General features: G+C 63.8%; 14 protein-coding genes and 2 pseudogenes. 8 read left to right on the forward strand and 8 right to left on the reverse strand.

From position 1 onward, the window contains the following. Window positions 1-142 precede the first annotated feature (142 nt). From OKW30_RS37880 to OKW30_RS37890, 3 genes are read right to left on the reverse strand one after another with little or no spacing between them, the layout of a single operon-like run. On the reverse strand, window positions 143-1,093 hold the full coding sequence (locus tag OKW30_RS37880; RefSeq protein ID WP_184073436.1) for a sensor domain-containing diguanylate cyclase: 951 nt from the start codon (window positions 1,091-1,093) through the stop codon (window positions 143-145). Continuing rightward, window positions 1,090-1,713, reverse strand: coding sequence for a chemotaxis protein CheC (locus tag OKW30_RS37885; RefSeq protein ID WP_184031036.1), 624 nt, complete (start codon window positions 1,711-1,713; stop codon window positions 1,090-1,092). The genes OKW30_RS37880 and OKW30_RS37885 overlap by 4 nt, the downstream gene beginning before the upstream one ends. Beyond that, window positions 1,706-2,071 carry a response regulator gene (locus OKW30_RS37890; RefSeq protein ID WP_429349156.1) on the reverse strand — a complete coding sequence of 122 codons (366 nt, stop codon included), beginning with the start codon at window positions 2,069-2,071 and terminating at the stop codon, window positions 1,706-1,708. Before OKW30_RS37890 ends, OKW30_RS37885 begins: the two co-directional genes overlap by 8 nt. A 605-nt stretch (window positions 2,072-2,676) precedes the next feature. On the opposite strand from OKW30_RS37890, the gene OKW30_RS37895 reads away from it, so the two are divergent. After that, the gene (locus tag OKW30_RS37895) at window positions 2,677-4,971 is read left to right on the forward strand and encodes a response regulator (RefSeq protein ID WP_429349157.1); all 2,295 of its coding nucleotides are present in this window, start codon (window positions 2,677-2,679) and stop codon (window positions 4,969-4,971) included. Window positions 4,972-5,177: 206 nt separating this feature from the next. Further along, on the forward strand, window positions 5,178-6,347 hold the full coding sequence (locus OKW30_RS37900) for a hypothetical protein (protein WP_429349158.1): 1,170 nt from the start codon (window positions 5,178-5,180) through the stop codon (window positions 6,345-6,347). 104 nt (window positions 6,348-6,451) lie between these two features. On the opposite strand, the gene OKW30_RS37905 is transcribed toward OKW30_RS37900, so the two are convergent. Then, entirely contained in the window at window positions 6,452-7,006 is a 555-nt protein-coding gene (locus OKW30_RS37905) for an NADPH-dependent FMN reductase (RefSeq protein WP_184031046.1), read from the reverse strand. 290 nt (window positions 7,007-7,296) lie between these two features. Here OKW30_RS37905 and OKW30_RS37910 point away from each other — a divergent pair, with 290 nt between their 5' ends. Continuing rightward, the gene (locus tag OKW30_RS37910; protein WP_026226445.1) at window positions 7,297-7,512 is read left to right on the forward strand and encodes a hypothetical protein; all 216 of its coding nucleotides are present in this window, start codon (window positions 7,297-7,299) and stop codon (window positions 7,510-7,512) included. A 156-nt stretch (window positions 7,513-7,668) separates the two neighbouring features. Here OKW30_RS37910 and OKW30_RS37915 read toward each other — a convergent pair whose 3' ends face one another. Next, window positions 7,669-7,803, reverse strand: coding sequence for a hypothetical protein (locus tag OKW30_RS37915; RefSeq protein ID WP_018424013.1), 135 nt, complete (start codon window positions 7,801-7,803; stop codon window positions 7,669-7,671). A 465-nt stretch (window positions 7,804-8,268) separates the two neighbouring features. Here OKW30_RS37915 and OKW30_RS37920 point away from each other — a divergent pair, with 465 nt between their 5' ends. Together OKW30_RS37920 and OKW30_RS37925 are read left to right on the forward strand one after the other, a co-directional pair. Then, window positions 8,269-8,877, forward strand: coding sequence for an RNA polymerase factor sigma-70 (locus tag OKW30_RS37920; RefSeq protein ID WP_184073430.1), 609 nt, complete (start codon window positions 8,269-8,271; stop codon window positions 8,875-8,877). After that, a complete protein-coding gene (locus OKW30_RS37925) occupies window positions 8,858-9,070 on the forward strand; it encodes a zf-HC2 domain-containing protein (protein WP_187617628.1) in 213 nt (70 codons plus the stop codon). Before OKW30_RS37920 ends, OKW30_RS37925 begins: the two co-directional genes overlap by 20 nt. Before the next feature lie 24 nt (window positions 9,071-9,094). On the opposite strand, the gene OKW30_RS37930 is transcribed toward OKW30_RS37925, so the two are convergent. After that, window positions 9,095-9,385, reverse strand: coding sequence for a DUF1272 domain-containing protein (locus tag OKW30_RS37930; RefSeq protein WP_184031051.1), 291 nt, complete (start codon window positions 9,383-9,385; stop codon window positions 9,095-9,097). 133 nt (window positions 9,386-9,518) lie between these two features. After that, window positions 9,519-10,521, reverse strand: a pseudogene (locus OKW30_RS37935) (GntP family permease). 247 nt (window positions 10,522-10,768) lie between these two features. On the opposite strand from OKW30_RS37935, the gene OKW30_RS37940 reads away from it, so the two are divergent. Beyond that, a complete protein-coding gene (locus OKW30_RS37940; RefSeq protein ID WP_429349159.1) occupies window positions 10,769-11,752 on the forward strand; it encodes a sulfonate ABC transporter substrate-binding protein in 984 nt (327 codons plus the stop codon). A gap of 54 nt (window positions 11,753-11,806) precedes the next feature. On the opposite strand, the gene arsC is transcribed toward OKW30_RS37940, so the two are convergent. After that, entirely contained in the window at window positions 11,807-12,166 is a 360-nt protein-coding gene (gene arsC / locus OKW30_RS37945; RefSeq protein WP_429349160.1) for an arsenate reductase (glutaredoxin), read from the reverse strand. Between the two features lie 723 nt (window positions 12,167-12,889). Here arsC and parA point away from each other — a divergent pair. Beyond that, entirely contained in the window at window positions 12,890-13,552 is a 663-nt protein-coding gene (parA, locus tag OKW30_RS37950) for a ParA family partition ATPase (protein ID WP_013092840.1), read from the forward strand. 24 nt (window positions 13,553-13,576) lie between these two features. Further along, window positions 13,577-13,839: pseudogene (locus tag OKW30_RS37955) on the forward strand (ParB/RepB/Spo0J family partition protein); the annotation flags it as partial.

Consider the following 13,839-nt stretch of genomic DNA (forward strand, 5'->3'; position numbering starts at 1 on the left):
ACATCCGGCTGGGCGGCCGGAAACGGCGAAAAGTATAGCAATCTTTGCCGGTGACCGCAGTTTCGCCGGTCAATAGGGGGACGGGAAGGAGGGCCGCCGGGCGCGGCGCGGCGGCCTCGACCGCGCCGCGCCCGCTAGCGAATCAGGCTCCCGCGAGCCGGAACGCGACCGCGCAGTTGCGGCCCTGACGCTTTGCGCTATAGAGCGCCGCGTCGGCCTCGTTGATCAGCACGTCGTAGGCGGGCACCCCGGCGCGCGCCGTCGCGCCGCCGAGGCTCGCCGTGACCGGCACGCTGGTGCCGATCAGCTCCACCGGCGTTTCCTCGATCACGCGCCGGATCTTCTCCGCCACCAGCATCGCGTCGTCGAGCGGCGTGCACGGCAGCAGCAGCGCGAACTCTTCGCCGCCGAAGCGCCCGAACGTGTCCTGTGCGCGCACCACGCCGGCGACGCGCTGCGCCATCACACGCAGCACCGTATCGCCGACGCCATGACCGAACTGGTCGTTGATCTTCTTGAAGTGATCGAGGTCGAACAGCAACATCGACATCTCGCCGCCGTAGCGCTGCCAGCGCGTAAACTCGTCGCGCAGCCGCGTTTCGAAAAAGCGCCGGTTCGCGATGCCGGTCAGTCCGTCGCGATTCGCGTACTCCTGCAGCTTCGCAACTGCCTCCTCGCGTTCGCGCTGCACGATGCTCACATGCGTCACGTCGGAGATCGTCACGCACACGGCCACCACTTCACGACCGCGCATCAGCGGCATGAACGTGCAGTCCTGCTGCATGAAGTCGACCCCACCGGTGATCGGCCGGTCGTGATCGAACTTGAACAGATACGGGCGCTGCTCCCACGAGCTGAACGCAAAGCTGCCGAGCTGAAACACGCTCTCGATCTTGCGCGACAGCCACACGCGCGGCAGCTCCGGAAAGTTCTGGTAGATCGAGCGGCCGACCACCTGCTCCGCCGACAGGCCGCTATGGTCCTGCATGAAGCGATTCCACATCAGCACGTTCAGTTCACGGTCGAGCACGAAGATGCCAAAACCGACCCGCTCGACCACGAGGTCGCTCAACGATTCCACGGAGACGTTCATATACTGGACAGCAGCGCATCGAGCGCTTCGTTCATGTGACGGATTGATTCTTCGGCCATCAGCATCACCAGATGCGCGCGAAAACTCTGATGTTCGAGCGCGAAATTCACTTCGACGAGCAGCGCCACCTGCCATTGCAGCACGCCGGGCTGGAACACTTCGTCGAGCGTCAGCGTGTCGCCGAGCATGCCCGGCGCGGAAAACACCGGCGTGCGGCCGAGCTGGTCGAGTATCGACGACACGCACGCGCCGGACAGCAGGTTCGCGACGTCGAGCATCAGTTCGCGCTCGCCGACCTCCTCGTAGCTCGAACGCGCGTACGGGTCGCGGACGAGCGAACACAGCTGCGCGATGCTGTCGCTGCGACAGATCACCAGCACCTCGCCCTTGATGTCCGAGCGAAAGCCCTGGCGCACCGCGCTGACCGTGTCGTCGATATGGGTCATCTCGCGCAGCGTGCGCGCCGCGTCGCTCACCGCGACCATCCGCACGCGCGGCACCGACAGTTCGATGAACGAATCGAGCAGGCCCGCGAGCCGCGTCGCGGCCCGGCCCATCGCGAGATTGGCGATTTCCTGTAGCGCGTCGCGCTGGTCTTCGGTGAAGGCGGGCTCAGACATACAAGCCGTACTCCTTGAGGATGGGCAGGACCGCCTCCGGCGTCACCGGCTTGGCGATGAACGCGATCGCGCCGAGCTCGCGCACGCGCTGCTGGGCGAGCGGCTGCACGTCGGCGGAAACGACGATCACGAAGGTGTTGAGGTCCTCGTGCTGCAACGCTTCGAGGACCTGGTAGCCGGTCATGTCCGGCATCGTCAGGTCGAGGAACATCACCGATGCCTTGCCCTCGCGATACAGCGTGAGCGCCTCGTGCCCGTTCGTCGCGTAGGACACGTCGACTGCCCAGTGGGGCGGCAGTGCCTTCGTGAGCAACTTGCGGGCGAGCAGCGAATCGTCGGCGATCACAATGGGGAGCATGGCAACGGCGGGTCGGGCGGTTTGGGCGGGTCGGATAAAGGAATCGGCTGGTTCATCTGCGCGCTTTCCGCGCCTGGTTGTGTGCGTATTTCGTTCGTCACGACAGCGGAGGGTGGCACACCTTCGCGTAATGCCGACCGATGCGCGACCAGGTACAGTGGCGCCTGTCGAATTGCAATTGCCTTTGGCGAGAGGGGGTGCGAATGCAGCAGGACGCGTTTGGCGAACCTTGACGATCCGGCGCACAGAGGGGGCAACGGCCCTTTTATCGTGGCGAGGATTGTCGAAGTAAAGTCGCGCAAAAGCAACTCGCCAGAATCGCTGACGGTAACGATCTGTTTCTCTGCTAGGCGAATTTTAGAAATGGATCTATCGTCGGGGCGGACATTTTTTTATCTTTATCCTTTTGTGTACGTTTGCGCTTCCCGATTCGTCGCTGTTTTAAAGCCGCTCTTAAAGAACGGCCGGCACGGCGGACGCCCATCCCCCGCGCTTTGCGGCAAATTTTTCCGTGCTGCGTCTATGCTTGTTCTGAAGGCGGCATGGTGCCGGCAACGGCCCGATACGGGGCTGCCACATCCGAACGACTTTTCGCGTCAACGACAATGACATCAGACCGGGTCGACTCCGCGCGCGCGGGCCGTCTTTCGCGTCGTCCTGCCCGCGAGCAGGACGACGCGTCGTTTCCCACCGTGCCGGAACAGAATTTCCAGGTGCGTCGCATCACGCTGATCGCGCTGCTGGTCGCGGCGGTCGTGCTGCCGTTCGTCTACGTCGCGGCGATGGCATTCGCCGATCTGCGCTCGCGCGAGGCCGACGCCACCGATCTGGCGCTGCGCACGGTGCGGGTCGCCGAAGAACACGCGTTGAAGGTGTTCGACATGAACGAGACGCTGAACTCGCGCATCGTCGATCTGACCGACGGCCTCGACGACGACGGCATTCGCGCGCGCGAACACACGATTCACGACAAGTTGCGCACGATGGGCGGCGGCTATCCGCAAGTAGCCTCGATGTCGATCTTCGGCCAGCAGGGCGCGCTGCTCGTGAGCAGTCGCCTGTATCCGTCGCCGGAAAATTCGATCGGCCAGCGCGACGATTTCGTCGGCATCCGCGACGGCAACGCGCTCGAACGCGTGTCGAAAGTGATGACGGGACATGTGAGCGGCGAGCAGGTGTTCAACATGGGCGTCGAGCGCCAGGCGCCCAATGGCTCGTTCGCGGGCGTCGTGTCGATCGCGCTGCGGCCCAGCTATTTCGACGCGTTCTATCGCGAGTTGCTCGGCAGCAGCGACGCTACGCCGATCATCATGAGCCTCGTGCGCACCGACGGCGCGGTGCTCGCGCATTACCCGCGCGGCCCACGCGAGCCGACCGCGCTCGCGTCCGATTCGCCGTTCGCCGAAGCGGTCAGGCAGGGGCAGCGCTCCGGCGTCGTGCGGATGCGCTCGAGCTTCGCCGGCGGCAACCTGATCGTCGCCTTCCGGCACGTCGGCTCGTATCCGGTCTACGTGCTGTGCGGCTATCGCACGTCGGCGATCTGGGCCGCCTGGTACAAGCACCTGAGCGTGCTGGTCCTGTCGATGTTCACGCCGTCGATCGCGCTGTGGTGCGTGATCTGGCTGTCGCTGCGCCGCCTCGGCGCCGAAGAGGAAGCGTGGCAGCGTTGGCAGGCCGAGGCATCGATGCGCCGCTCGATCGAATCCGCGTACCGCCAGTCGCGCAAGATGGAAGCGCTCGGCACGCTGGTCGGCAGCGTCGCGCACGACTTCAACAACCTGCTGATGATCCTGTCGGCCAACGTGCAGATCGTGCGACGGCGCGGCGTCAGCGGACTGGAGCGCGAACTGTCGGCGATGGAGCGCGCGCTGAAGAGCGGCCAGTCGCTGACGCGGCAGCTGCTCGGCGTCGCACGCAAGCAGCCGCTGCGCACCGAGACGCTGTCGCTCGAACGCTGGCTGCCGTCGTGCCGCGAACTGCTGCGCGCGTCGCTCGGCGCGAAGGTGTCGCTCGTGATCGATAGCGGCGTCGATACCTGGCCGGTGCGCGTCGACGTCGCCGAGCTCGAGCTCGCGCTGATCAACATCGCCGTCAATGCGCGCGATGCGATGACCAACGGCGGGCGCTTCACGGTGCGCGCGAGCAATGTCGTGTTCCGTCACGAGGACGGCTTTCCGCTGACCGGCGAGTTCGTGCAACTGTCGCTCGAGGACACCGGCGCCGGTATGGCGCCCGACGTGCTCGCGCGCGCGTTCGAGCCGCTTTTCACGACCAAGCCCAAAGGCATGGGCACGGGACTCGGGTTGCCGCACGTCTTCGCGTTCTGCGAGGGCTCGGGCGGGCTCGCGGCAATCGACAGCGCGATCGGCGCGGGCACCTCGGTGCGGCTCTATCTGCCGCGCGCGTCGACCGAGCCGCACACGGCCGGGCCTGCAGAAGCGCTAGCGACCGAAAGCGGCGTGCCACAGGGTCTGCGCGTGCTGCTCGTCGAGGACGACGAAGAAGTCGCCGCCGGCACCGAGGCGCTGCTGCAGATGATGGGTCATCAGGTCACCTGCGTGTTCAACGCCGACACGGGGCTGCGTGTACTCGACGACGCACGCGCGAAGCGCGCGAGCACCGGCGAGCCGCTGCCGTTCGACCTGGTGCTGTCGGACATCCACATGCCCGGCAAGATGAACGGCATCGATCTGGCCGAAGCGGTGCTCAGGTTCGACCCACAGCTGCCGGTCATCCTCGTCACCGGCTACGCGGAAGAGCTCGACCGCGCGCGGCACGCGAACGTGCGCGTGCTGTCCAAGCCGTTCGATATCGGACTGCTGGAGCAACTGCTCGAAACGATCCAGCACGACGCCGTGCAAACGAGCAACGATGCCGCCACGCATCCGGCCGATACCTGATGTCCACGCCGTGCCGGCGTCATTTACCGGGCCTTGTAAAAAGCGCGGCGTTTACACGCCGCGCTTTTTTGCATCGCGAGCCCGCGTCATACGTAGCACGCCGGGCAGCGCGGCGGTGCGGGGCATGAAGGTTGCTTGCCTTCAGACGGCAAGGGGACGACGCCGCGAGCGTCGCCCGTTCCAGCAGAACATGTCGGGAGACAACCATGCAACATACCGTGATTGGTTTATTCGACACTTACATGCAGGCCGAAACCGCCCGCGACACGCTCGTGCAAACCGGCTTTGCGCGCGAGAAGATCGAGTTGCAGGCGAACGCCGAACCTTCGGTGGGCTCGGCCACCAGCGAAGTCGCCAACGCGGGCGTGCTCGCGAATATCGAGCGCTTTCTCGCCAGCCTGTTCTCGACCGGGCCGCGCTCATCGGACACCGCGCGTTATGCCGAGGCGATGCGGCGCGGCGCGGTGCTCGTGTGCGTCCACGCGGCAAGCGAGTCGCATGCGGAGCTGGCGCGCAATACGCTCGTGCGGCTCGGCGCGACGGATATCGGCGACCGCCCGCCCGAGGCGGACACGCCGGCCGCCACCGACCGCGATCACTCGATACTCGATGAGCTGGGCATCGGCGCGGTGATGCCGGGAACGCCGCGCACGTCGAGCGTAACGACCGAGGCGGGTGCGACGCCCGGGATGCGCGACACCACTGCGACACCGGGGGCGGCGGGGGTGAGTTCGAGCAGCGGCGCAACGGGTGCGGCGGCCATGACCGAATCGACAGGAATCGCCGGCGCGACGGGCGCCACTTCGGCGACCGGTACGACCGCACCCGACACCATGCCCCCTCCCGCCACCCCGCGCCCTGATCCGCTGACCGCCATGCCGCCGGCGGACATCGGCGCCGCCACCAAGCCGTTCGCGCCGCCGCCGATCAGCGAACGGCCGATGAGCGATCCGGTCAACGAACCCATCGTCGATCCGCTCGCCGGCGATGCGGGACGCAGCGCGATCGCGGCCGGCTCGGTACCAGGTTCGGGCGCGGTGATGCAGCCGTCCGACATCGTCCCCGAAGGCGGGCAGCCGGGCACCGGTCCCGGCGCGCAGATGCCGAACGAGTATCTGGAGTACGAAGAAGATTTCCGCGCGCACTACGACGAGCAGTACGCCGCCGCGAACGCGCGCTATGAAGACTATGTGCCGGCCTATCGCTACGGCGCGGAGATCGCTCGCGACGCGCGATTCCGCAATCGTCCGTGGGATGAGATCGAGCCCGAAGCACGCCGCCATTGGGAAACCACGTCGCCGGACAGCACGTGGGAGCGCTTCAAGCTCGCGGTGCGTCACGGCTGGGAGCGGGTGACCGGCCATCACCACGCGTAGGCGATGCGCCTGGCGACACGAGCGCGGCCGCCTTACGCGGCGCGCGCTGTGTTCGCGTTGCTTCGGCGGATGGTCAGGACGCGGCCAGCGGCGCTGAGGCGCGGCTACACCGCCCCGTGCCGCTTGATCCACGTGACGTAGCGGTCCATGAACGTCTGCAGGAACTTGCGCGTGCCGTCGTTGACGATCTCGCCTTTTTCGTTGATCACCGCTGGATCGTGCTTGATGAACACCTCGGGCTGCCCCATCGCCGCGACGTCGAGATAGGCGAGCACGTTGCGCAGATGCTGCTGAGCGAGCGCGCTACCGGTCGCACCGACCGAGGTGCCGATCACCGCGCCGGGCTTGTTGGCCCACGAGTTGGTGCCCCACGGCCGCGAGCCCCAGTCGAGCGCGTTTTTCAGCACGCCCGGTATCGAGCGGTTGTATTCGGGCGTCACGAACAGCAGACCGTCCGCGGCTTGCACGCGCTCCTTGAGCTTCTTGCCGGCTTCGGGATAGTCGGCGTCGTAGTCCTGGGAGTACAGCGGCAACGAGCCGATATCGATGTATTCGAAGGTGAAATCGGCTGGAGCGAGGGAAATCACCGCCTGAGCCAGCTGACGATTGAACGAATCCCGCCGCAGGCTGCCGACGACCACTGCAATGTGATAGGCCATGTTCGCTTCCTCAGGTAAGGCGCTCGACGCGCAGAGAGTACGAACTGTCCATCATAGGCAAAAGCCGCGCGAAACGCCCAGGCCCTGGCGGATTTGGCCAGGTCATAGCGGATCGGGAAGGATTCTTGCGGCACCTGTCGGTGGATAACCTCGCGGCTCGAAAAGTTATCCACAGATTCGCTGAATAACCTTGTGGATAAGTGGAACTTTTGCCTTGCCAATCAAGCATGCCTTCGGGCCAGGGCGATCTGAGGCAAATGGACACCATCGACATTCTGGAGGACCGGATCATGAGTCTCGACTACGCAGGAAAATCCCACGACGAAGCGGTCGCCGCGCGCAAGAAAGCGCGGCAGCGCGCGCAGGAGCCGGCGGGCGGCGAGATGGCCGTCGACGGCGTCGAAGCCGATGCCACGCATAGCTGCGGCGAGTTGTCGGAACGAGGCAAACAGGTGTGGCGCACGGGCGCCGGACTCGATGGCGGAGGGAAGGCGCCGAGCCGCTAGGACTCGCGGGTTGTCCGTCGGCCGTGGCTAGAAGGAGGGGCCGCTTGACGCCGCCGTATTCCCATGCAGGCCGAATGCTGAATACTGGAATACGAAAGGGCGCCGTTGCCGGCGCCCTTTTCTCATGCTTCCTTGCTGCGTATTTCGATGTGTCGATCAGTTGCCAAAAAATACGTTGCAGTACGACGCCGGGCCGTTGCAGGTCGAAGCCGGAGCGTCGGCGTGAGCGACACCCGAAGCCGCTGCGAACAGCGCGGCCGAAGCGATCAGGGCGGAGAAAATGCGTTTCATGGTGTGCGTCCTCGTTTGTGTGTGGGTTGCGCGATCTGATGCGATCGATGGCGTGAAGAATAGCGAGCGGGCCCGCGTCCACAAACAGCGAAGATGAGAAGAGATTATTTTATAAATTGAAATAATCGCTATTCTGCGATTGCGTTGAATTGGCGGTCGACCGCGACGCGTTGATCGGCCAGTGTGGCGATCCAACAGCCTTGTCGCGCGCAGACTCGAAATATCATTTCTTGCAACAATTAATTTCCGTTGTCATAAGCGGCCGCGCCGCGCGACGAAGCTCCTCGGGCATCGATTGCCGAGGGGCATATGTTCAATACCGATTCGCTAGGGCAGGAACGTGAGGGAGAATGGCGCACGCATCCGCAAACCGTGCGAGGACGACCATCTGCTCATGAATCACGACGTTTCAGGACGACACGCGCAGCGCAGCGCGCGGCCGACAGCGCAGCGACGGAGCATGCCGTGACGCAGCCAGGCGCTCCCTCGCTGGACGATCCCATTTATCTCGCGCAATTGCGGCGTGACCTCGTGCGCTTCGCCCGTCTGCAATTGCGCGACGCCGCGGCCGCCGAGGACGCCGTGCAGGAAGCGCTGACCGCCGCGTGGACTCAGGCCACGCGTTTCGCCGCGCAGTCGGAGCACAAGACCTGGGTGTTCGGCATCCTGCGCCATAAGCTCGTCGATACGCTGCGCGCGCGCCAGCGCACGGTCAATCTGTCGGCGCTCGAAGCCGAACTCGACGGCGAGGCGCTGCTTGATCGCGAGCTCTTCAAGGACAACGGCCACTGGTCGCGCGAGACCAAACCGCGTCCGTGGCCGACACCCGAAACTGCATTGCGCCGGCAGCAATTCTGGACGCTGTTCGAGATGTGCCTCGAACATTTGCCCGAGCACATTGGACGCGTGTTCATGATGCGGGAGTTTCTCGACCTCGACATCGCGGCGATCTGCGCGGAACTGCAGATCAACGCGAATCATTGCAGCGTGCTGATCTATCGCGCGCGGCTGCGGCTGCGCACGTGCCTGAGCGAAAAAGGCCTATCCAGCGAGGATGCGAATGGGGAAATGTAAGGACATCACGCGGCTGCTATCCGATGCGCTCGACCGCTCCCTGTCGACTGGCGAATGGCTCGCGATCCGCCTGCATCTGCCGACCTGCAGCGGGTGCCGGAACTATCGCAAACAGATCCGCCTGCTGCGGGTCGCCGCGCATGTGGCGAGCGGAGTGGCGAACGTGGATGGAGAGGTGAGCGGCGACGAGTGATTTGCCGCTTTGCCACACCGTAGTTCAGCGCTCGCCGATCGGCACGTCGCGATAGCGTTCGAAAAAGCGAGCATGCGATGCTTCATCGATGCCGACGGGATGCGCATCGGCACGCGCCGGATGTTTGGCGAGTTGCGCGCGGGTGCGAATCGGCCGATGCGCGAAATTGCCGCCGCAATTCGGACACACGTTGCGCAGCCTCGTCAGCGCGCAGACCTCGCAGAACGTGCATTCGTAGGTGCAGATCATTGCGTCGGGCGCGTTCGGCGGAAGTGACTTGCCGCAGCCTTCGCAGGTTGGTCGCAATTCGAGCATGACGGTGGCTCCTGTTGTTGATGACGCGAGGCGCGGCTTGCTGCCTGGCGTCGCGCGAGGTTCTGCGCGCGTGTTCCGCTGTGCGCGCGTCAATACGCTGCCCAAATGGGTGAGGCTGTCGCGCGCGCCGTGCTCACGTCAACGCGCTCCACAGCACGAGCGTCAACGCGAGACCGACGACCGATACGATCGTCTGCAAGACCGACCACACCAGCACAGTCTGCTTAAGCTGGAGTCCGAAATATTCGCGGACCATCCAGAAGCCGGCGTCGTTCACATGGCAGAAGAACACCGAGCCGGCGCCGATCGCGAGCGCCATCAGCGAATTGTGCGTCGCCCCGAGCCGGTGGCCTGACGCAGCACGACGGCGATCAACCAGGCGAGCAAGATCAGCGGCATATGCGCCCCGACCGCGATCTTGCCGATCGTCGTGCTGATGCCAGCGACGCCGAGCGCCTGTTTCAGGCCGCCGCCCGCGCCGATCGTCAGCAACAGCGCGGCGATCGGCGGCAGGCTTTTGCGCAGAATGCCGCCGACGCGCTCGCGCGGCATGCCGCGCGACCAGCCGAGCGCGACACCGCGAACAGCACGGTGAGGCCCAGCGCGATCAGCGGACCCGGATGCGGCGGCAGCAGCGCATGCAGCGTCGCCATACCGGCGAGCGCGGGAATCGCGATGCGCAGAATCGGCTGCTGCGCGCGACGCGCCATGACGAAGATGATCGGCACCATCATCACGAGGCCGACTTCGAAGAACAGCGGCAGGCCGATGAGCAGCGCGACGACGGCCATCATCCACGGCAGCGTGCGCGGGGTCGAGTGCGCGAGGATCGTCGACACGAGCCGGTCGGCGGCGCCCGATTCGGCCATCAACGCACCGAGCATCGCGCCCAGCGCAATGATGATGCCGACGTCGCCGAGCAACGCGCCGGCGCCTTTGCTGAACGCGCTCGCGACTGCTTCGAGCGGCAGGCCGGCCGTGAAGCCCGCCGCGAAGGTGCCGACCAGGATCGACAGGAACGGCGCGAGCTTCAGCACGCTGATGAAGATGATGATCAGTGCTGGTCCAAGCGCGCACGACAGGATCAGTTGGGTGTCGTGGGCGGCCCACGGTGTCAGTGTTGTCGTTACAGGCACGGCGGCTTTTTTCCTCTCTTCGTTTGCAGTCGATCGATGCAGCCGCGAGCTGGTGGTCGCGGGCGCTTGTTTTGCCGGTCGATTCTAGCGGCAGGGGATAGGTTGGGCTTTGGGCAATGCTTCGCTACTGCCGCATGATTTGCTTATGCGAATTTATCGGTTCGTCCAGGCCCGCAGACGAATTATCGTCGGAGCCAATCGGACCATCTTTTGGCGTCCGTTAAATTCTTTTTCGACGAGTATTCTCATGTCCCGTGATCCGCTGCTGACGCGCCGTACGTTACTGGCCGGCGTAGGCGCAACGCTGGCCGCCGCCGCGTTGCCGGTCTTCTCCGCCGCCGCATTTGCCGCCGACGTACATGCAAAAGAACTTCGCATCGGATATCAGAAAGCCGCAAGCACCCTGGTATTGCTGAAGGCGCACGGCACGCTCGAAAAGCGGCTCGCGCCACTTGGCATCACGGTCAAATGGACCGAGTTTCCGGCCGGGCCGCAATTGCTGGAAGGGCTGAACGTCGGCGCGATCGATTTCGGCTATGTGGGCGAAGCGCCGCCCGTGTTCGCGCAGGCCGCGGGTGCCAATTTCGTCTACACGGCGTATGAAATTCCAACGCCGCACGCCGAAGGCATCCTCGTGCATCCGGACGCGCCAATCAAAACCTTGGCCGATTTGAAGGGAAAGAAGATTGCGCTGAACAAGGGCTCGGATGTGCACTGGTTTCTCGTCGCCGCGTTGCAGAAGAACGGCGTGAAGTTCAGCGAGATCCAACCCGTGTATCTGCCGCCCGCCGATGCACGTGCGGCCTTCGAGCGCGGTGCGGTCAATGCGTGGGCGATCTGGGATCCGTTCCTCGAAGCCGCCAGGCGGCAAACGAACGCGCGGCTGCTCGCCGATGCCGAGGGTATCGTGAGTCACCACCAGTTCTTTCTCAGCGCGCGGCCCTTCGCGCAACAGAACGGCGACGTCCTTGCGATCGTGATCGATGAAGTCGGCAAGGAAGGGGAGTGGGTGCGCGGCCATTACAGCGAGGCCGCCGCCCAACTCGCGCCGATTCAAGGGCTCGACGCGAGCGTGATCGAATCAGGCTTGCGGCATTACGCGCATATCTACAAGCCCGTCGACGCGAACGTGCTTGCAGAACAACAGCGCATCGCGGATACGTTCACCGAACTGCATCTGATTCCGACGAAGATCGTGACCAAGGATGCCGCGCTGTCCGGCAAAGCCTAGCGCAGCAGTTCGAGTCCGCATTGCCCACATCGTTTTACTTCGACGGTCGCGCGATCAGGCGAAAAGCGCGGCGACATTTTCCGGCGGGCGGCCGATGACAGCCCGTCCGTTTCTGACGACGATCGGTCGTTGCAACAGAATCGGATGCTTCGCCAATGCTTCATAGAGCTGGGCGTCCGTCAGCGACGTGTCGGCAAGATTGAGCTCTTTATATTCGGCCTCGGTGTCGCGGATCATTTCGCGGACGGGACAGCCGAGTTGGGCATTGAGCTTCTCAAGCTCTGCGACGGTGAGTGGCTTCTTCAGATATTCGACGATTTCCGTCGCTTCGTTTGCGGAGTTGTAGGTGTTCGCGACGAGTTCGCAGGTGGTGCGAGATTTGGAGCAGCGCGGGTTGTGGTAGATGGTGATCATGGGCTGGATTCGGGGCTTACGCCGTTGAAGGCTGTGACGGTTAGAAGGGTTCGGGAATTTTAACGGGTGACCTGATGACGTGACGCGGGACAACTGCGCGGCATCCGCGTTGTTTGAACCATCGGCGAGGTGGGTCGGTTTATGCGCATAAACCGACGCTGCCTTCGAGGCGAGTGGGAACAGTAACGCTGGCACCCTCAGTTCTAGTCGCACCTGAGATTTGCTCGCGCAGGCGCGATTCAAACGACAACCTATATCCCCCGCTGATGAGGCGCCGGATGCACGTTTGCCCCTTGCCGCCATGTCTGGGGAGAATCGGCGTCGGACGAATTCATGACGAATGGTCCCTCCGGGCCAATTGGCACGCGAAGTTTATGCGCATAAAGTCTGGCACCTCTCACCTCTTTGGTCGCTCAGATGCGTGCGCTCCTTTTCTCTGCACATCAGCCCGAGAATCGCGAACAGTCACCGACGACTGTGCACGCAGTGCGCGACCACTCGTTACTTTCCCTTTGCCGCCGCCGGACAGCGATCAGCAACGCTTAAGCCCCAGTCCACGCTTGCTCTGATATCCCGCAAAACCCCAGGCACACGTCCGATGCCCCTTTATGCGCATAAACCCTTTGCCGAATGGCCAATTTCCGAACTGCGCTTACGCAAATCATTTGAAATCGCAATTCAACCAGGTAAAATCCATTTGCGTCTAAAAAGAGGAGGTGAAATTTGGCGGCAGAAATCATCGCGGTAACACAGCAGAAAGGCGGGGTCGGGAAGAGCACCATCGCGATGCATCTCGGCGCTGCATTTCACGAGAAAGGCAAACGCGTTCTCGTCGTCGACGCGGATGGCCAAAACACTCTGATTCACTGGGCCAGTGCTGCCTCCGACGGCGACATCGGTATTCCGTTCGCCGTCGTCAACCTGTCCGAAGCAGGCAGCCAGATCCATCGAGAGATCAAGAAGTTCGTGGCTGATTACGACATCATCGTCGTCGACTGCCCGCCCTCCATCACCGAAAAAGTCTCGGGCGTCGTTCTGCTCGCGGCGAGCGTCGCGGTAATCCCAACTTCCTCGTCCCCTGCCGATTACTGGTCGAGCATCGGCCTCGTCAAGCTGGTCCAGCAAGCGCAGGTCATGAACGAAGACCTTCGAGCCGTGTTCCTGCTCAACAAGACTGAAGAGAAACGGATGCTGACGCGCGAACTGAAGCGCGCGCTCGAAGAACTCGGCTTCCCTCTCCTCAAGACCCAGATTCCCACGCGCGAAGCCTACAAGCAGGCAATGGCGTTAGGGCAAACGGTGCTTCAGATGAACGACCGCGGCGCGAAGCTCGCCGCGCTCGAAGTACGGGCGTGCGCCAACGAGATCGCCGCCTTGCTCCCGTGAATTTATGCGCATAAAGGACCCTGAATGAAACCGTCCCAGTTCGCCAAAGGCTTTCAAGCACGTCCCGACACGACCAGCAGCGAAAAGCGCACCGCGCTCGACCGGCTGAATGCGATCGACGGCCTGGTCGGAAACGAGGCGAAAACTCCCGTGATCGCCGGGCGGCCGATTCCGGCCGTCTTGCCGTCGCGTCTGCAGGACGCGGAGATTCCTGATCCGGACAACGAATCGGCGGCCTACCGCGCCTGGAGGCTCGAACACGGCTATCGTCCCGGCCAGATCATCGA

The organism is Paraburkholderia sp. Clong3 (genome assembly GCF_050436485.1).
GTDB lineage: Bacteria > Pseudomonadota > Gammaproteobacteria > Burkholderiales > Burkholderiaceae > Paraburkholderia > Paraburkholderia tuberum.